This is a genomic window from Leclercia sp. LSNIH3, assembly GCF_002935105.1.
Classification (GTDB): Bacteria; Pseudomonadota; Gammaproteobacteria; order Enterobacterales; family Enterobacteriaceae; genus Enterobacter; species Enterobacter adecarboxylatus.
Genome location: NZ_CP026391.1, coordinates 39,093 through 58,432, shown reverse-complemented (window position 1 = coordinate 58,432; position 19,340 = coordinate 39,093). Strand labels below are relative to the sequence as shown.

Sequence of the window (19,340 nt, the reverse complement as noted above, 5' to 3'; positions counted from 1 at the left end):
CTGAGCATCAGAACGTTTTGCTTCGCGAAATTCGGAATAAACCCCAAAAGTACCTTTTTAACGAAAAAGTGAGATTTTTTTTTCCGGTAGTATTCACGCACAGATGAAAGGTATGGCAAAAAAGAATACAACGGAGTATCTATGAGTGATCTGATGACTGATTCCCAGCAAACTAACTCACGGGTCTTTAAATCACCCCTCGTGTCATTTTCAACAGTGACAGGTTCCGGCCGATTCGTCAGTGGCATGAAGCAGTTCCGCGACGCGAACCCTGACCTTTGTAATGAAGTCACTGAACAAAAAGCTTGGGCTATCAACCCTTCAGTGGTTCAAATCTCGCCAGGCTTCAACTCCCGTGAGATGGGGATGGGGGAGGCATATTACCAGCTGCCGGAAGTCGTAGATCATCTCAATAACATCAAGTGTGCATTCATCCGGGGTGATTACGTTGACCCTATACGCGTTCTGATCAAAGACGGTATTCCGTACGTTTGCCAGGGCCATTGCCGTTTAAAAGCGGCTTTAATGGCTCAGGCAGAAGGACATACTGACCTCACCATTCTTTGCATCGAGATGAAAGCCGATGAGATCAGCTGCGAACTGACGACAATTGACGGGAACCGTGGTCTGGCTCTTTCTCCAGTGGCACTGGGTGAATCCTACAGACGTCTTCAGGCGCTGGGCGGATGGTCGCTTGATCGTATTGCCGAACGTGAGGGCAAGAGTAGTACAACCATTGCTGCTCTCATTCGTCTGACCGGATGCTCTGTCTACATCAAAAAATTAATCCATGCCGATGCTATTTCCTATGTTGCAGTCCTATCCCTTATTGATGAGTTCGGTGAAACGGAAGCCATCTCTCGTATCGAAAAAATGATCGCCGAGCTTGAGAAAGCTGATTCAAGCGGTATCAAGATTAAGAAGACGCCACGTGGCAGTATTCGTGTTGTCCCTTCCGATTTTAAACCGGCACGTGTTCCACCTGTTCTCGCCACAAAAGCCGTAGAAGGGGTCAAACTCATCACTACGAGTTTGTTGCAGAAACTCGGTGATATCCAACTTCCCGAAGTGACCGACTCCAGCGAAGATGAAGAAATTTCCTTTACGTTGAACCGAAGCATGCTGGAGATGCTCAAGAACCTGCAAAGTGAGATCACTGAAGCAGAAAACAAGCAGCTTCGCCGGGTCGAAAATCGGCAAGCTCGATTGAAAGGGGAGAAAGTGACTTACAAATCCGCGAAAAACACAAATACTGGCGGAGAACCACAATCTGAAGCACCACCAGCACAGGCTTGAATTAAGCATTTCAACTTATGAGTAGCACATAATTAGAAGTACGATATTCAAGAACGAGCCACCCAGGCTCTCGCCCATTGCCCCTACTAAGTAGGGGCTTTTTTTTGTCCTGTCTCCGGCACGCTTTCTCTTCATTAAAACGACATCTGTCTGTCCTACCTCCCGCAGCGCAACTTTCGAGATTTTTATGTCGCCCAACCTATTAGCTTTTTGAACGAGGTTGATATCCTGGTAATAGATAATTCCTACATAAAGGACTGATACTATGTCTGCTGTTGAATCTAATTTCCCCCAAATTGGCGCCCCAGGGAACTCTCTGGTCGCTTGTATGCCCCTAACTGGCCTCAGTGTTAACGAGGATAACTTTCTGCCCGAAATGCGGGAAGAGCTTGGCATCATTGCCAGCCAGGTCGAATCCTATAACGAAGAGCTTAGTTTACTGAGGTCCATGTCCACTCAGTTTATGAAATACGGAAATCAGAAGCTCTATTCCTACCTCTCGGGCTATAACCATCTCATTTCAGAAACAGATGCCCTGTACGCAGAAAATGCACTTCGTTCTGAGTACTGGAAGCGGGTAATGGCCCTTACCGATGTGCTGTCCGTGATGTCTGACGAAAAAAAGAACGAATGGGACAAGCAATTTACTGCTGACCGGTATCACCGGCCTCCGCAAGAGATCCCTGAGTTTACACTCGACGCAGTAGTTGCCACGGTTGTCACATTGCTCAATGACCGGCATCAGTTCATTAAAGAGCGCGTCTATGCCGTTTTTCAATCATTAAGCCGTCACCACAAAACCAATAAAGCTTTTGGTTTCTCAACCCGCATGATCACCGTCGGTGTCTGTGAAGGGGTGAAAGACAAGTGGGTAAAACTTAAAGTTGAATTCAAAGAATCAGGACTCATGCCACTGTCGGAACTGCGGGTGATCTGTTCTTATTTCCGGGGAGAAACAGTTAAACCGGTCTATGACACGAAAAAAATGGTTGAGAATATGGTTGGTCATGCTGGGTTCAGAAATTGGATCAGCCTGGATGGCAACAGTATTCGTTTTCGGGTTTACAAGAATGGTTCGATGCACATTGATGTACATCCTGATATTGCAGAACGGCTTAACAACATTCTTGCTGCCATTGTCCCTCTGGCGCTGCCTACTGAACGCTTAGCCCATTACAAAGCCACGTTGCAGGAGTTCCCGGCACTGAAACGCTGCATCGATTTTCATTCACGGATGCAGCTCGCAGAGCTGGAATTCACTCGGAATGAAAAGGAATGGTCCAGCTGGACATCGCTCGGTTATGCCGGTGAGTTCGCTGATAAAACGCGGCAGGTGAACGCGGAGGTTCTGCGGTTCCTCGGTGCCCGGATTACTAGCTACCATGTGACATTTGATTATGACCCGACCGAAGTGATGCGCTTCATCGGTCATATGGGTGCCATGCCCGATATTGTATCCCACCAGTTTTACCCTTCATCGCTGCGACTCAGTGAATACGTCGCATCCATTATTGCGACCGGGGAGGGGGAGCGACTGCTAGAGCCAAGCATCGGGCACGGGGATTTGCTGCAATGTTTTCCTAAGAGCGTCAACGTTACCGGCATCGAACTGGATACACTAAATTGTCTGGTCTCCCGAGCTAAAGGTTACGATACAACGGAGGCCGATTTTCTGGCATGGTCAGCAGCGAACCCAAATCAGAAATTCGACTGCGTGGTGATGAACCCACCTTTTGCTGACAACCGGGCTAAACTCCATCTACTGGCCGCTGCGTCTCATCTCGTTTCCGGCGGGCGTTTAGCGGCCGTCCTGCCGCTATCCCTTCAGGGGATCGATAACCTGCTGGGCGAGGGATACCGTGCTGAATGGATGGACACCTTCGATAACGAGTTTGACAACACTGCCGTCTCCGTCCGTGTTCTGTATGTAGAATGCCTTTAACTGAAGGAAAGACCATGTCTGAAATCTCACCTGGCCTGCCAGAGGACCAAAATGATGTTGAATTTATGATGGATGATTTCCAGCAGAGCCTGGGGAAAAGTAAACCGGTACATGAAGTGCAATTTCTGGGAGAGTCACCGCAAAGTGAAGACTCCGCCAACGCTGCCGATTCGCCCTGGTTTGAAAACTAACCTGTTAAAGGAGTTGGTACAGATTGCTCCCTTTATGGGCTCCCTACAAGATAGCGGGGAGCCCGAGCAGTGGTTATTACTCAGGATGAGATAAACTGTGATTAATAGTGCATGTTAAGCACTTCGCATTCCTGCTTTTATTGGCGAACATTTCACTCTTTTTTTCTTGTTTTTTATATCCCCTTCCCAGAAAAGTTAGCCTTGCTCACTTGGTATTATTGATACCTGACTGGGGGAGGATAATCATGAAATGCAGGGCGATACTTTTAGCACCACTCATAGCTTTTTCGTTTACGGCACAAGCTGAGATTGCAGAGTTAAGATTCAATGACACTCAGAATCAACCAAAGATTGTTGTTCCATCTGTGCAGTGGATTAATCCAGCAACCTCATTCGAGGCTGATGTAATCTCCGGCTTAGACCGGTACGTCCAGTTGTCGTTACTTAATGTCAACGGTGCAAGCTTGTGGAGCACGAAAAGTAGCAAAGTTACGGTTGATGACCGTATGACCTCCAGTAGCGGGTATGACTATTATGGAAAAAGGTTAAGTGTCCCTGCGTTTGGTGAAGATAATTACACCCTGAGGGAAGTGATCACAGATCTCCAAAATAATGAAATTTCTCGCCGGGACTACGTTATATCTATCGACCGCACTCCCCCTAAAACTAGCACAATTGGATATACGCGAAATGGATGGCAATATGGTAGCGAAGCCATCTTTACCAGCGTTCCTTCAGGTATGCAGTATGCCTCTGTTCAGGCTCTCGTCTTTTCAGGCCTTTCAGACAGTCGCTCTGGTCTCGACCGGGCTGAGTACTTTCTTGTCGATTCGAACGGCGTTGAACGAAAGAGAGGGGCTGTAATTAACCTGGTCGATAATTCAGTAACCGTCCAAAATACTACTGCGAGCGATCCAGCCCTGGCGCCAGCTTCTCAGTCTGAATACCGTATGGGCCTTTATGTTTATGACAAGGCAGGAAATAAAGCATCAGTAAGCAGACAAAGTGTGATTGATCGGGTCAACCCTCCTTCTGTTCTACAGGTGCTTAATACCAGGACAAATACCTGGGAAAACTACTCAGCTGGGATAACTGTTTACAGTAATCCAATATCATTGCGGGTACTCAGGAATAAAAGTAACTTTACTGCTGCTAATAAAACAAGCTTTGGGTGGGCAGATGCCAATTATCAAAGTTCTGACAGCACATATAATATTTATTCGTTCAATTTTGTTTTCCCCAGTACCGGTGATATTTATCACGAATTCCAGACACTTGCGGGAGGCGTTCGTCGGTACCATCACTCTGAGTTATCTTTCACTCCTTCCCCAACCATGGAACTTGCACCAAAGGTCACAAGCAAAGAAATTTTTCGTAGTGATACCGGTAAATGGAGCAGTGCTACTGGGAATGTAAGAACTGCCAAATTTACCCAAATACGCGTGACTACCGAACCTCGTAACTATGTACAACGGGTTGCAGCTAATTCGAACCGTAACTGGTACTGCCTTATCCCGGTAGGAAGCACTGGTTGTACCATGAACGTGGATTATACCTTTACTTCCGATAAGGGGATGCAATACATCCATCTGGTCTCAGGTAAAGACGGTACTGCTATTTATGATAATCTGGCTGGGGCATTCGTAGTGATTTGGGATAACAACCCACCGGTTATTAACGCCGTAAAAATTAACCGTATGGATAAAAATGTAACCATGACGGTTACTGATGATGACCGGATAAATGGATGGCAAATAGGAGCATGGGATACCCGAGAATTTGGCGTGGTGCTTAAAACCGAAACGGGGAATGTGATTGACCTACCCGCCAGGACATGGACAGAGAGTGATTTTAAAACAAAAAACGCGGTCATTTCCTATGCTGATCTGCCGGACGGCAAATATACCGTTCTGTCCGCCTATGCAAGAGATCTTGTGGGCAACACGGCAAACTACGTGATAAATGATTTGCTTACCATTGACTCCACTGCCCCTCTAATTTCCTACCGGTATCTGAATGATGATCCTGAAGGCAAACTGGTTAAGGGACTAGAAAACCTCAGAATTAGTGTAGCTGACCCTTCAGGTGACGCCTCGCTTGAATCACTGGTGTTGAGCGGTGGACCAAACAGTGAACAGGTGACATTAGCTTATTCCAGTCAGGGCTCAGGAGTTTATACGCCAGAGTACCCGCGTATCTTTCCCGTAATAGCAAAAGAGGATGGCATTTATACAATTGAAGCTCACGCAGTCGATGCCTCTGGAAACCGGTCCTCGAAAAAGCTCAATTTCCTCTATCAACCAGCAAACATGATCACTCTGGACAGGCTACGTACCCTTGCTACTGCGGCTGCACTAAAGACCACGGATAACCAGCCACTGGCTTTTATCCGGACAAGCGTACTTCGCCGAAAGGATGGTTCTGTCATTACTGGGCAGTTAAACGGTACGCTGTCCGTGCGGAAAGATGCTGACTTCCCGGTAAGTGTAGCTGGCGTAACCGTTGCGCCAGGAGAGACAAAGGCAATCATTTTTGATATGGGGCAGGGTGAAGAACGTATTTATTCTGTCACACCAGGAAAGAGTGGCGTTTCTGGTACATCTGAGTTTGCCGTGGAATTCCCGCAGTTCTGAATAATTTTGGGGTGTCGTTAAGTCGGCACCTTGCTGAAATATAGCCAAACCTCCACCCATATCTTTCAGTTCCCGCACTGTGGCATTTACATCAAAACATGAATTCTTGCTTACTTGTTCGTGTACGAAAAGTCACTTTTTCTCGTCCTGGTGAAGATCCATCTCAATAGTCAATCCGTTGCCAATTTTTACCTCGCCAAAGTTGTTATAACGGACATTTTCAAAAGTTTAAAGCTATGAAATACCTCTGATAACCAGCAAGGTCAGAAGAAATGATTTTGTAAAATAGGGACAAATACATCCCGGGAGCATCACATGCGTAAAATACTGACAGGCTGTATCATTGCCACGGCCATCTCTTCAACTTATCCGGCGGCGGCTCAGATTTTCAGTTATTCCTATACCGACACCAATCAGCTGGCAATGACGCTTAAGCCTGCAACGCAGAGCTATCTCAATCCGGCTGGCGCCCTGACCCTAAACTTAATTTCCGGTCTAGACCGGTACGAACGTGTGACTGTAACCAGGGACAGTGATAAAAAGGTTATGTATTCGGGACTAACGGCCAAGATAAGTGTTGCAGACCGCATTGTTGCTGCCGACGGCACAGAGTATTACGGAAAGGACATGGGGTTACCTGCACTTGGTGAAGGGTCTTTCACGGTAATCAATGACACGCTAGATCTCCAGCAAGCCGTCGTAAGTTCCACAACGTATCGTTTCACCATCGATACTACAGCGCCGAAGTACACCAGCATATACCCAAGCCAGAACGCAGGCTATGACATGGTCCTGAGTGGACCACTTTGGGAGCTCGGTCGCGGAGGTTCTGGCCAGTTTTCCATCTTTGCTGACGGCGTTGATGATGCGTATGGCATAGACAAGATCCGGTTGGTCATCAAGCGCAGCAATGGAACAGTCGTTTCCGATAATACACTCAGCTACGACACGGCGGCAAAACGTGCCTTTTACCCCTGGATAAAGGAAGCGGTCACTCAACCTGGCATGCCCACCAGCGATCTCAATGAAGAATTCACCTTCAATTTTATCATCACTGATAAGGCCGGAAACACGCTGAATATTCCTCCGCAGCGCTTTTTATTTGATGACCAGATAGGTGAATATACGCCCTTTGCGGTCCATGACTCACGAGTCAGTACGAGTGTGGTTCCAGGGATCTCTTCAGGGTACGTACCGTTTGTGCGGGGGCTCTCTGTACTCGAAAACCCGTACCGGATGGTCATTCGTATTCCCCGAACTAACTGGCAGCCATACCGTAACGGCGGCATCACCATTCTTAACAATTATGGCGGCTCTAAGGTTATTTCAGAAGACACGACCTATGTGTACGTAGAAGTGAAGCTCCCACAGGGTACTCTGGATGGAAACTACTATCGCCCTGTGAACAGGTACCAATGGGCCGGTGGCGGTCTGACTCAGTACGCCTCCTGGCTGAACTGGGACCCGGCGGCGGTAAAAAGTCCTGCGTGGGGGAGTCCTGCGATTGAGCGACAGAAGTCTGACGGCACTTGGTTCAATAGCGTCGACTGGAAAAATTTTCTGGCTTCAGATATGCCGGTGAACCTAACCAAGATCCGTTTCACTGTGCAAGCACGCCCCTACGAACAAGCAATTACCGGCAGTGCCACCTGCAAGATCCCTGCCGGGTCAACGTCGTGTACTGTCGACCTGACACAGGCGATTACAAACGGTACCACCGGCTATATACATACTGCCTATGAAGTGCGTTCGACAACCGAGTCCACCTTCTTCATGCCGCTCTGGGAAAACATCGCCTGGCATACAAAGGGGCCCACAGTTACTGGCTACAACTACAATGATGCGACCAACATTCTTCAGGTATTCGTCAACGAGCCAGGAGACGGATGGTATTTCGATGCCGTTAAACTGAGCCGGGTGTGGTTGTCTGACAAATCCCGCAATAACGCGGATATCAACGTGACAGGAAAACAAACGGGGCGTAACACAGCAACCGGGAATTATACTTACGACTTCAACCTGAAACAGATCCCGGAGGGCAGCTATAACGTGCAGCTCAACGCCCAGGATTCTTTCAGCAACACGGGAAGCTTAGCCTACAAAACCGTGACGGTCGATAACTCGCCGCCGTCCATCAGTATCAACTACGAAAACAAACCTATCACCAGCAACGTGACAGTGTTCGGCTTGGAAAACGTCCGAATTCAGCTCGCAGATACTCTGACCAAACCCTCGTTAACTCGCATGACGCTTCGAGGTGGACCGGTATCTGATGCTGTTGAGTTGTCCTGGGTAAATCTCGGAAATGATCTCTATACACCGAATTACCCGAAGATCTTCCCGTCACTTAATGACGGTGAAACCTACACGTTGACCGTGTATGCCAAAGACGAGATGAACAACGTTAAAGAAAGCGCCGTCGAATTTAACTACCTGCCGAACAACCTGGTACGTCTGGAGAACCTTAAGACCATCTCCGTCAGTACCGCCCTGAAAACGTCCGACAACACGCCGCTGGCTGTACTGTATGCCAGCCAGCTGCGCAAGAAGGACGGTTCTATCGCAACAGGGAAACAGGACGCGATACTGACGGTACGTAAGGATGCGGCCTTCGGCGTTACGGTGAATGGGGTTTCCGCAGCACCAGGGGAGAGCAAAAACGTTCAGCTGGATCTGGGTCTGGGTGACAGCCGCAGCTTCCCGATTTTCCCATCGATTTCCGGCGTCAGCGGAACGTCAGAATTTATGCTGAATATCGAGGAACTGAAGTAAAAGCGAGGCAGGGTGACCCGGTACCGGGTCACCCTTTCAAGGTAATGGCACCGCGATGATGATTATCCCATCTTATCCAGATTCCGGTCACAGGTTTATGCACCGTTTTTGTGGATAACCTGATGTCCCATCACTAAAACCGCAAATGAAACTGGCCTGCCGCTCTCTGCGGATCTGCCCATACACCTACCCGTCAGCATGGATCAACACATCATTCACCCGGCATAGTGGATTTGGGCAACTCTCCTAACCGGGAAGCGTGTTGCTTTTCATCTTTAGCCACGAAAACCCATCCTTAAGAGGCGCCTAAACGGGAGGCTTTTTTATTTCACCATGACTCCAGCACCGAAATTCGCTGGACTACGCTACAGCCCGATACAGCAGGTTTATCAATGACTTAAGCGAGTTCAACATATGCCGGTGCTTTCCGAAACCTGACCTGACTTCCGACCGCCTGACTCCTATCCGGCCCTTGGAATCCAGGTCTTTCCAAGGAGTCATCATGGCTAAGATCAAACTCACTAAGTCCGCTGTCGATGCGGCGCAACCCCAGGCAGAGGCCGTCGAACTCCGGGACACGCTGGTCCCCGGCTTCCTGTGCAAGATTACCCCGGCGGGTCGCAAGGTGTTCATGCTCCAGTACCGGACGAACGCTGGCGAGCGCCGCAAGCCCTCGCTAGGACTGTACGGGGAGCTGACCGTCGAACAGGCGCGGTCGCTGGCGCAGGAATGGCTGGCCCAAGTCCGCCGAGGCGGAGATCCCGCCGCAGAGAAGGCGGAGGCGCGCCAGGCACCTACGATCAAGGAGCTATGCACGAAGTTCATGGAGGACTACTCCAAGAAGCGCAACAAGCTCAGCACCCAAGCCGGCTATCAGGCTGTCATCAATCGCAACATTATTCCGCTGCTGGGACGCAAGAAAGTTCAGGACGTGAAGCGTCCTGAAATCGCCGGACTGATGGAAAAGCTTTCGTACAAGCAGACCGAGGCGAACAAGGTATTCAGCGTCTTGCGCAAGATGTTCAACATGGCCGAGGTATGGGGCTATCGGCCCGACGGTACCAACCCTTGCCGTCACGTCCCGATGTTCCCTGCCGGCAAATCGACTCACCTCATCAGCGACGAAGAAATGGGCAACCTGTTCCGACAGCTCGACAAGATCGAGTCGGAGGGGCTGGAGAACTACGTCATCCCTTTGGGAATCCGCCTGCAGTTCGAGTTCGCCGGCCGCCGCTCGGAAATCATCGCGCTGGAATGGAACTGGGTTGACTTGCAGAACCGGCGCGTCGTCTGGCCTGACAGCAAGACAGGCGGCATGTCTAAGCCCATGAGCGAGGAAGCCTATCGGCTACTCTCGACGGCACCCCGGCAGGAGGGTAGCCGCTATGTGCTGCCTTCTCCTAGCCACGCTGGCAAGCATCTAACCACGGGCGAGTATTACGGTGGCTGGAGCCGTGCGCTCAAGGCGGCTGGCGCTACGCACGTGGGCACGCACGGCATCCGCCACCGTTCGGCGACCGACATTGCCAATTCGGGCATCCCGGTCAAGGTCGGCATGGCGCTAACGGCGCACAAGACCGTCGTCATGTTCATGCGCTACGTCCACACCGAGGATAAGCCGGTGCGAGAGGCGGCCGAACTGGTGGCGAATCGGCGTAAGACGATCACCGGGATGCAGGGAGCCAAGGAGGTGGCCGCATGACCCGGCGCAAGGCATCCGTCTCAGCGCCAGCAGCGCCGCCCGCGCTGCTGGGCGACATCCGGGCACTGATCGAAGCGTCGCGCCAGCGCGTCGCCTCGGCGGTCAATGCCGAGCTGACATTGCTGTTCTGGCGCATTGGCCAGCGCATCCATACGGAAGTGCTTGCCGGGCAGCGGGCCGGGTACGGCGACGAAATCCTGCCGACCCTGGCGGCGCAGCTTGTCCGCGACTACGGACGTAGCTTCGCGGACAAGAACCTGCGCCGGATGGTGCAGTTCGCCGCCACCTTCTCGGACGAGCCAATTGTCGTGACGCTGTCACGACAATTGAGCTGGTCGCATTTCGTGGCGCTGCTGCCGCTAAAAGACCCGCTCCAGCGGGACTACTACGTGCAAATGGCCAGCGCCGAACGCTGGAGCGTGCGGACGCTACGCGAGCGCATCGACTCGATGCTATACGAGCGCACGGCGCTGTCCAAGAAGCCGGACGAGACGATCACGCAAGAGCTGGCGGCGATGCGCGATGCGCAGCGCATGTCGCCGGCGCTGGTCATGCGCGACCCGTACATCCTCGACTTCCTGGGCCTGCGCGATACCTGGCAGGAAGGCGACCTGGAAGCCGCGATCATCCGCGAAATGGAGTCTTTTTTGCTGGAGTTGGGCGCGGGCTTCTCTTTCCTAGCCCGGCAGAAACGCATCCAGATCGACGACGAGGATTTCCACCTGGACCTGCTGTTCTATAACCGCAAGCTGCGGCGGCTGGTGGCGGTGGAGTTGAAGATCGGCGAGTTCAAGGCAGCATACAAGGGGCAGATGGAGCTTTATTTGCGTTGGCTCGACAAGCACGAACGCGAACCGGAGGAAGCCTCGCCGCTGGGCATCATTCTTTGTACCGGCAAGAAGTCAGAGCAGATCGAGTTGCTGGAGCTGGACAAGTCGGGCATCCACGTAGCCGAATACCTGACGACCCTGCCGCCGCGTGCGGTGCTGGGGGAGCGGTTGCAGCAGGCGACCGAACGGGCGCGGTTGCAGATCGAGCAGCGGCAGCCTGGCGAGAAGTCCTGACAGCAGCATCTGTCCAACCGTACACCCAAACCACAGCACGAGCATGTGGCAACGGATCTCTTGCTCTATCGAGGCTCCATGCTAGTGTGGAATCGCCATAGGCCGATAAGGAACTGGCCTGCGGCTCAAGGATGCGCTGGGGCTAGTGGGCGCGAGCGCCCAATCACATGATTATCGCGGGCAGCAGCGCCATGTTCTATGCCGATCGCTGTTTTAATTAAATATCTCAAACTATAAAGTCAGTTAATTTTTTCAAAATATTCACGAATCAAGTCATCATTTTTTAAATACGAATCGAGAACCTGAAACAGAAAAAGATCCCCGCTAATATTTATATCAAACGGGATCATTGAGTTATCTATTTTGAATGTCTTTATTTTTCTATGCCCCTTGATGTTGGCATTGCTCAATCTTTCTTGATAGCTATCCAACGTATATACGATAAATTCGTGATCCAAGTGAGTTATAAAAAAATCATCGCCTTTTGAACTGTATTCAAGATGGATGACTTGCGTTACGACGTCGTCGCCTGCCACCTCAAAGTCCTCCATCAATTCTTCAAAAGTCAAACTTAGCTTCTCTGCGTCATGGTGAATCCATAGATTGTTCTCATATTTATCGGTGGAGTAGAACTTTGACAATCTAGGAAGGGAAGATATTTTCAATCGCAACGGAGCGCCAAACTCCATCTCCTCCATTGCAGGGACATAATCGGAGACGTAATCAATCCTGAATGCTATTTCGGACAGCATTCCTTTTTCAATGAGTTCCTCGATAGAGGTAAGCAGCTTCCTCGGAACTTTTATCCAGAAGTGTCGCCCTATGCGTTCATCGCGTATTGTCTGACTATCCTTGTCGTTGAATATCTGAATATTCTCGTTCAGGCTGACAAGACTATATTTAGAGAACTGAGCATCTTCCTTTCTTATGTCAATTCCAATTTTCTCGTACTCACGTTCAACTACCTTGGAATATTTTAGCTCCAGCATCTCAGCCCTCCCCATGATTGATTGGTGCTTGGAATAAAAAATGCAGCCAATGCGATAATTTGCGTAATTTTCTTTTATGTACGAAACACCATCTTCGTCATGGATATGCTTGTAGGAATTGTTGAGAATTTCTAGCGATCCCGGATACTCGTTGAGATAATTATTTAAGTAGTCCATTAAATGCTGGATTGTCTTTATAGCCAATCGCTTGTCCACTAAATAGCTGCGCGGAATAGTAGATCACTGAAAGGGAACTCAGCCCGGATTGTGCGATCTGATCAATCGCCAAACCAACCAAAATCACCAACCGGGCTGAGCGATGCCGATCATAGTACCAATACCCCGTGGCGAACGACGCCTGATGCAGAAAGCTATTCATAAAACGCGTGATAAAAATCATGCCCGCAGACTCACGGCCATGCTAATGCTTCATCGGGGTGAACGGGTCAGCGATGTTGCCAGAACTCTCTGTTGTGCCCGTTCATCCGTTGGTCGCTGGATTAACTGGTTTACGCACTCAGGTATTGAAGGCCTGAAATCCTTACCCGCAGGGCGCTCCCGACGCTGGCCTTTTGAACATATCTGCACCCTGTTACGTGAGCTGATAAAGCATTCTCCCGGCGATTTTGGTTATCAACGTTCACGCTGGAGCACCGAATTACTGGCATTAAAAATCAATGAGATAACCGGTTGCCAGTTACATGCAGGAACCGTTCGCCGCTGGTTGCCATCTGCGGGGCTTGTATGGCGCAGGGCCGCGCCAACTCTGCGTATCCGTGACCCACATAAAGATGAAAAGATGGCGGTAATCCACAAAGCGCTGGATGAATGCAGCGCAGAGCATCCGGTATTTTATGAAGATGAAGTGGATATCCACCTTAATCCTAAAATCGGTGCGGACTGGCAGTTGCGCGGACAGCAGAAACGGGTAGTGACGCCGGGGCAGAACGAAAAATACTATCTGGCCGGCGCACTGCACAGTGGCACGGGTAAAGTCAGCTACGTGGGCGGCAACAGCAAAAGTTCAGCGCTGTTTATCGCTCTGCTGAAGCACCTGAAAGCCACTTACCGGCGGGCGAAAACAATCACGCTGATCGTTGATAACTACATTATCCATAAAAGCCGCGAAACACAGCGCTGGTTGAAAGCAAATCCCAAGTTCAGGGTAATTTACCAGCCGGTTTACTCGCCGTGGGTGAATCATGTGGAACGGCTATGGCAGGCACTTCATGACACGATAACCCGCAATCATCAGTGCCGCTCAATGTGGCAGTTACTGAAAAAGGTCCGCCATTTTATGGAAACCGCCAGCCCATTCCCCGGAGGAAAACATGGTCAGGCAAAAGTGTAGCGGTATTAGGCGCAGCTATTTAGATCAAGCTGTGGCCCATAAAACTTGGCTGCGTTTGGATGGTCGCGTTTGGCTTCAAATTCTTTCAGAATGGCCGCCTTTTCATTCATGCAGCCCTCCGTATAAGCACGCATTACGTCTGCCTGAAAGCTCTCATTTGCCAGAGAGGTTTGGATGAGGGGAAGCAATTTCTTGACAAAGATCGGGTCTTTATTAAGAAAGACGTAGCAAAATTTCCCAAAGCTGAATAACGCGATTTTTTCCGAAGAAAATTCATTGATTTCTTCAAAGATATTTTTCATATTTTTTACTCAACTCGCCGTAGTCCAAATAGTAAGCGACGGAACCTTGAGCGTCTCCACTTTGTGGATCGCGCTGCTCCACGTTCGCTATTCGCTCATCCCTGACGGGACTGGCATTCGCCAGCCCTCCACGGCCCGACACTGTGATCCGGGCCTGCGCGCTCCGCTTGCATGTTGAGCTGGCGACAGCAGGGCATGCAGAGCGAGCCGCGCGCAGATGATTCAGCCAAACGCTAAACAAAGCTGTAGGGCATCCCATAGAGAGCGCGGTTGCGCTACTCGTGATTTCTATGGAATTTGATCGTATCCAAAACTGCATGAGGCAAGCTTGCGAGTTACTTGATACTCTTCGCCAGAATACTGGCGAACTCGACCTCGTTCCGAAACAAGGTGCAGGTTCTTCCTTGCCCGCGAACCAATGACATACAGCAATTTCATCGCGCTTTCTTGACCGTTCGGATCATTGAAATGCGGCACCATATCTTCTAATAATGCATAAGCGATCACTGCATCGAACTCGGCTCCCTTGACGCCGTGTATCGTCGAGATGGTGATTCCAGTCCTATGCTGAAATACCTTCCTGAATGTCTCAATATCGCCTATAAATTCGCTACCTTCACTCTTCAATCGATTTACCCGGGCTTGCGAACTATCGAAGAAGGCAACGTGATGCTCTTGAAGCAGCGTGAAAAGGCGAAAGTCGATTGCTAAGTTTGCAAACAGACGCTCGAAAAATGCGCTCAAGTAGGTAAGACCATCTGTTTCATCGATCTTAATTGCATTGCACTCCCTCAACAAGGACCTCCGCGTGAGCTTCGACACGCTAGCCCCGGCCGCCTCTAGGTCATTCAGAATCTCCCCGGCCCACCGCAGTCTGCGCACATACATTCCCGGCGATGCCTGAGTAAGTGCAATCTTAGAAAGCCTGTACCAGAAATTCTCTGTGTCCCGTGCAAAGGGAACCATACCGGGGCCATCGAATGAGTACTCCGGCATGCTGGCGACCAAACGACGTGTCATGCTTGCAAGATGCGTCCACTGTGGCGCGAGAATGCACACCTCGTGAGGTGAGATGCCCATAGTCTCAATGTTGAAACGGATGAGCCGGATGAGCTCAGCGTCCAGATCATTTTTGCTCACTGTGTCGTCGAATGAAATAAGGCTTGGGTACGCCTTGTCCTCGGATGCGGCTTCGATGCGTGTGTTGTGAACGTTGTAGTTTCCGAAGTACTCAATGATGCGCTCAGAAGAACGGTAGTTCCGCGACAGTTCGAGTTCGTCCAAATCGATATTGGCCATCGCCTTGAAATCCTCGAAGGCAATCGGATATCCGCCAAGCGATTGATAAATCGCCTGGTTAGGATCTCCGACAATAAAGGCCTTGGTCGCACCTTGACCAGCTTTCAGAATGGCGGTGATGATCGAATACTGAATTCGTTTGGTGTCCTGATACTCGTCGATCAGCACGAAAGAGAACAACTGTGCCAGAAGAGTGCTGATCGCAGGATGACGTGCGATCAGTTGGTACGCATAGTAAAGAATGAGCTCAAAGTCTAGCTGCCGACTTTCGTGCAGAATCTCAAAATACTTGCCCAATATGACGTGAAGACCCGAATGCTTCCAATCTTGTGGGCAGGAGAGCACATATCCAGTTTCGGTGTAATAAAACTCACAATCCCAGAATGTTATTTTTGGCTTCTGGTAAGGCTTGCACAATGCCTCCAGGATTTTCTCGCGCTCATGCTGATCGATCACACGGAAGCCTCGATCCAACGCTTCGTGATAGATGCCGTACGGTTTCAATATCCATTCAAGACAGAACGAATGTATCGTTCCTATCCATAATCGGGATGTATCCACCCCAAGGCTCTCAATGCGCTCGTGGATTTCGTCGGCGGCACGGTGCGTATAAGTGATGGCAACGACAAACTGCTTGTTCGATTTCAGCCTGGACAACTCATAGGCGATTTTGTAGGTGAGCGTGCGCGTTTTCCCGCTGCCCGGGCAAGCGATGAGAAAGACGCTCCCTGGCTTCAGAATGGCTGCTTCCTGCTCGGGATTCAGATCATCTTTGTTCCACATGAACATGATCAGAACACCGCGAGTACATCGTTGATGCGATCATCTGGGAACGTGGCAAGCATCTCGTTTCGGATGCCGACGAAGTCGATGTCTCCATTTCGGAAGGCCAGCAGCTTGGCCCTAAAGTCGTCGAATACGGCAGACGCAGTGAAGATATCTTCTGCATCGATGTAGTTCACGCGGTAGCTCAGCACGTTAAACCAGACTTCCTTAGTGACCACCGGATGCGCAAAAGCGATGGCGTCCAAGATGTACTTCGGAATGGCGGTCTGCGGATCGATCTTCTTTCCCAGCAAGATGGCAAACCATCCCTTGCCGTAGTTGTCCGCCATGGTCAATGCGCGCTGACCGAACAACGCGATGTCCGCTGATTCGAGCTCCGCCTTGGCCGTCGCGATGGTTGGTGCATCCTTGTAGACATCAGGAAGGATGCCGACCACCTTACGCGCATTGCCGGCGGCAATGAAGTCGACCTCGAAGGTATGGGGGGCAAAGAATGGAGAAACCCACCCGTTATCTTTGAAGGTGTCTTCCAATAACGCTTTCCTGGCGACCCCTTTTTCCTGGGATGCCTGATACTTGCCCTTGCGCCGGAGCAGCCCTTCGGAGTCTCCCGCCGCCGGCGTTGTGTCAATGATGGACTTGTCAAGGTCGGTGACGATGCTGCACCGCTTCCGGATTCGGGCATCATCGAAAAGAACCGCGACGTTCTGAAATCCAGTGCTGCGGATATTAATTAAACTGATGCCGAGTTCATCAAGGCTGACGCCTAGCACGTTCTTGATCAGGATCGGAACGAGAATTTCTTCTGCATCGCCCTCCACTAAGAGGACGCTCTTGGCAAACAACAAGTTGCTACGGACAGCATCCAGGTAGCGTTGAATGTTGCCGATCTCTTCTGGGTTTAGGCCAATTGCAGGCTGGTATGCCTCGCAACGATCACCTTCTCTGCCGAGGATGTTCACGTTCTGAACATTGCTGACCTCAGAGATGTGCGTCGAATGGGTCGAATAAATGATCTGTGTGTCGTCGTATTTGAGCTTGTCGAACAGTGTTTTCTGGATATGTGTGTGAATGTGAGCTTCCGGCTCTTCGATAAGCAGAAAGTTGGCGATCGACTGTTTAGCCTTTTGATACTTGAATTCAAGCAGTTTCAACGTGAGGAATATCAGGTTTGCTCCACCAAGGCTCAGCTCGTGGATCGGTCCTTCGTGGCTCTCCCCCGATTCGCCAACGAACAGCTTGAGCGACTGGAACAACTTGTCAGCTTCGTCTGGCAGATCCGACTTGATAGAAAGAGAAGACGGCGAATACGCCTCACCCGCCGCATCCTTGATGGTGTCTCTGATATCCGTCCGGACGACCTGCACGTCTGGCAACGCTTCGATGGAGTCATTCAATGCCTTTACCCCGTCGGTGATAGCCTGGAACGCCACGGGGTCGATATCGCCGCTCTTGCCCTTCAGAAGCGAAAAGAGCGGATTTGTCCGGTTGTTGTGAAATTCGGAGACGACGTCCCGTAGCGCCTGGACGAAAGTGAACGAAATTTCTTTGGAGACGGACAGCACGTTCGGAATCTTCGCGCCGATAACACGAAATTCAACCTCTTCATTGAATCGAACATTCGCGAAGTCGCCGACCACATCCTTATAGAAGGCCTCGTCGTTGAAGTCGGCTTCACTCCGACCTGTGAAAATCGTTTCATAGTCGTCGATGGTGACCGGGTTCAGGATAGCGTCGAGGCCTGCCTGATCACCATCGTTCAATTGAGAAAGTCGCAGCCTGATTTCCTTCTTCGGACGAAAGATCAGGTTGTAAGTGGCCTTGCCGTTCGCCTCTTCCTCAATTACGCCCGTCCCATGTCGGAAGAGCGCCTGCACTGATTCATCCGCAGAGATTTCCTCAAACTCAAGACTGATGATGATCCAATGTCCCTGCCAGCGCCCTAAATAGCTGCGCCTAATACCGCTACACTTTTGCCTGACCATGTTTTCCTCCGGGGAATGGGCTGGCGGTTTCCATAAAATGGCGGACCTTTTTCAGTAACTGCCACATTGAGCGGCACTGATGATTACGGGTTATCGTGTCATGAAGTGCCTGCCATAGCCGTTCCACATGATTCACCCACGGCGAGTAAACCGGCTGGTAAATTACCCTGAACTTGGGATTTGCTTTCAACCAGCGCTGTGTTTCGCGGCTTTTATGGATAATGTAGTTATCAACGATCAGCGTGATTGTTTTCGCCCGCCGGTAAGTGGCTTTCAGGTGCTTCAGCAGAGCGATAAACAGCGCTGAACTTTTGCTGTTGCCGCCCACGTAGCTGACTTTACCCGTGCCACTGTGCAGTGCGCCGGCCAGATAGTATTTTTCGTTCTGCCCCGGCGTCACTACCCGTTTCTGCTGTCCGCGCAACTGCCAGTCCGCACCGATTTTAGGATTAAGGTGGATATCCACTTCATCTTCATAAAATACCGGATGCTCTGCGCTGCATTCATCCAGCGCTTTGTGGATTACCGCCATCTTTTCATCTTTATGTGGGTCACGGATACGCAGAGTTGGCGCGGCCCTGCGCCATACAAGCCCCGCAGATGGCAACCAGCGGCGAACGGTTCCTGCATGTAACTGGCAACCGGTTATCTCATTGATTTTTAATGCCAGTAATTCGGTGCTCCAGCGTGAACGTTGATAACCAAAATCGCCGGGAGAATGCTTTATCAGCTCACGTAACAGGGTGCAGATATGTTCAAAAGGCCAGCGTCGGGAGCGCCCTGCGGGTAAGGATTTCAGGCCTTCAATACCTGAGTGCGTAAACCAGTTAATCCAGCGACCAACGGATGAACGAGCACAACAGAGAGTTCTGGCAACATCGCTGACCCGTTCACCCCGATGAAGCATCAGCATGGCCGTGAGTCTGCGGGCATGATTTTTATCGCGCGTTTTATGAATAGCTTTCTGCATCAGGCGTCGTTCGCCACGGGGTATTGGTGCTATGATCGGCATCGCTCAGTCCGGTTGG

At 50.6% G+C, this 19,340-nt stretch carries 13 protein-coding genes; 8 read left to right on the top strand and 5 right to left on the bottom strand.

Annotated elements, in window-relative coordinates:
* Window positions 1-141 precede the first annotated feature (141 nt).
* From C3F35_RS24980 to C3F35_RS24945, 7 genes are all read left to right on the top strand, one after another.
* Window positions 142-1,296 (top strand): ParB/RepB/Spo0J family partition protein, encoded by a 1,155-nt coding sequence (locus C3F35_RS24980; protein WP_022652146.1) that lies wholly within the window; start codon window positions 142-144, stop codon window positions 1,294-1,296.
* Between the two features lie 265 nt (window positions 1,297-1,561).
* Window positions 1,562-3,238 (top strand): DUF4942 domain-containing protein, encoded by a 1,677-nt coding sequence (locus tag C3F35_RS24970; RefSeq protein WP_015063091.1) that lies wholly within the window; start codon window positions 1,562-1,564, stop codon window positions 3,236-3,238.
* A gap of 14 nt (window positions 3,239-3,252) precedes the next feature.
* Window positions 3,253-3,429 carry a hypothetical protein gene (locus C3F35_RS24965; RefSeq protein WP_022652145.1) on the top strand — a complete coding sequence of 59 codons (177 nt, stop codon included), beginning with the start codon at window positions 3,253-3,255 and terminating at the stop codon, window positions 3,427-3,429.
* 245 nt (window positions 3,430-3,674) lie between these two features.
* Window positions 3,675-6,062 (top strand): Ig-like domain-containing protein, encoded by a 2,388-nt coding sequence (locus tag C3F35_RS24960; protein ID WP_022652144.1) that lies wholly within the window; start codon window positions 3,675-3,677, stop codon window positions 6,060-6,062.
* Window positions 6,063-6,377: 315 nt separating this feature from the next.
* Complete coding sequence (locus C3F35_RS24955; protein WP_022652143.1) at window positions 6,378-8,834, top strand: Ig-like domain-containing protein; 2,457 nt, start codon at window positions 6,378-6,380, stop codon at window positions 8,832-8,834.
* 502 nt (window positions 8,835-9,336) lie between these two features.
* Window positions 9,337-10,536: a tyrosine-type recombinase/integrase gene (locus C3F35_RS24950; RefSeq protein WP_022652142.1), complete on the top strand. Its 1,200-nt coding sequence runs from the start codon at window positions 9,337-9,339 to the stop codon at window positions 10,534-10,536.
* Window positions 10,533-11,600 carry a PDDEXK nuclease domain-containing protein gene (locus C3F35_RS24945; protein ID WP_004883035.1) on the top strand — a complete coding sequence of 356 codons (1,068 nt, stop codon included), beginning with the start codon at window positions 10,533-10,535 and terminating at the stop codon, window positions 11,598-11,600. The genes C3F35_RS24950 and C3F35_RS24945 overlap by 4 nt, the downstream gene beginning before the upstream one ends.
* Before the next feature lie 239 nt (window positions 11,601-11,839).
* On the opposite strand, the gene C3F35_RS24940 is transcribed toward C3F35_RS24945, so the two are convergent.
* Window positions 11,840-12,805 carry a hypothetical protein gene (locus C3F35_RS24940; protein ID WP_052958985.1) on the bottom strand — a complete coding sequence of 322 codons (966 nt, stop codon included), beginning with the start codon at window positions 12,803-12,805 and terminating at the stop codon, window positions 11,840-11,842.
* Between the two features lie 103 nt (window positions 12,806-12,908).
* On the opposite strand from C3F35_RS24940, the gene C3F35_RS24935 reads away from it, so the two are divergent.
* Window positions 12,909-13,940 carry an IS630-like element ISEc33 family transposase gene (locus C3F35_RS24935; RefSeq protein ID WP_040113301.1) on the top strand — a complete coding sequence of 344 codons (1,032 nt, stop codon included), beginning with the start codon at window positions 12,909-12,911 and terminating at the stop codon, window positions 13,938-13,940.
* 5 nt (window positions 13,941-13,945) lie between these two features.
* Here C3F35_RS24935 and C3F35_RS24930 read toward each other — a convergent pair whose 3' ends face one another.
* From C3F35_RS24930 to C3F35_RS24915, 4 genes are all read right to left on the bottom strand, one after another.
* Window positions 13,946-14,242, bottom strand: a complete 297-nt coding sequence (locus C3F35_RS24930) for a hypothetical protein (protein WP_040113300.1) — start codon at window positions 14,240-14,242, stop codon at window positions 13,946-13,948.
* A 288-nt stretch (window positions 14,243-14,530) separates the two neighbouring features.
* The gene (locus tag C3F35_RS24925) at window positions 14,531-16,330 is read right to left on the bottom strand and encodes a UvrD-helicase domain-containing protein (RefSeq protein ID WP_004883039.1); all 1,800 of its coding nucleotides are present in this window, start codon (window positions 16,328-16,330) and stop codon (window positions 14,531-14,533) included.
* 2 nt (window positions 16,331-16,332) lie between these two features.
* Window positions 16,333-18,312 carry an ATP-dependent nuclease gene (locus C3F35_RS24920; protein ID WP_103793614.1) on the bottom strand — a complete coding sequence of 660 codons (1,980 nt, stop codon included), beginning with the start codon at window positions 18,310-18,312 and terminating at the stop codon, window positions 16,333-16,335.
* Window positions 18,293-19,324 (bottom strand): IS630-like element ISEc33 family transposase, encoded by a 1,032-nt coding sequence (locus tag C3F35_RS24915; RefSeq protein ID WP_032425611.1) that lies wholly within the window; start codon window positions 19,322-19,324, stop codon window positions 18,293-18,295. Before C3F35_RS24915 ends, C3F35_RS24920 begins: the two co-directional genes overlap by 20 nt.
* Window positions 19,325-19,340: the final 16 nt, after the last annotated feature.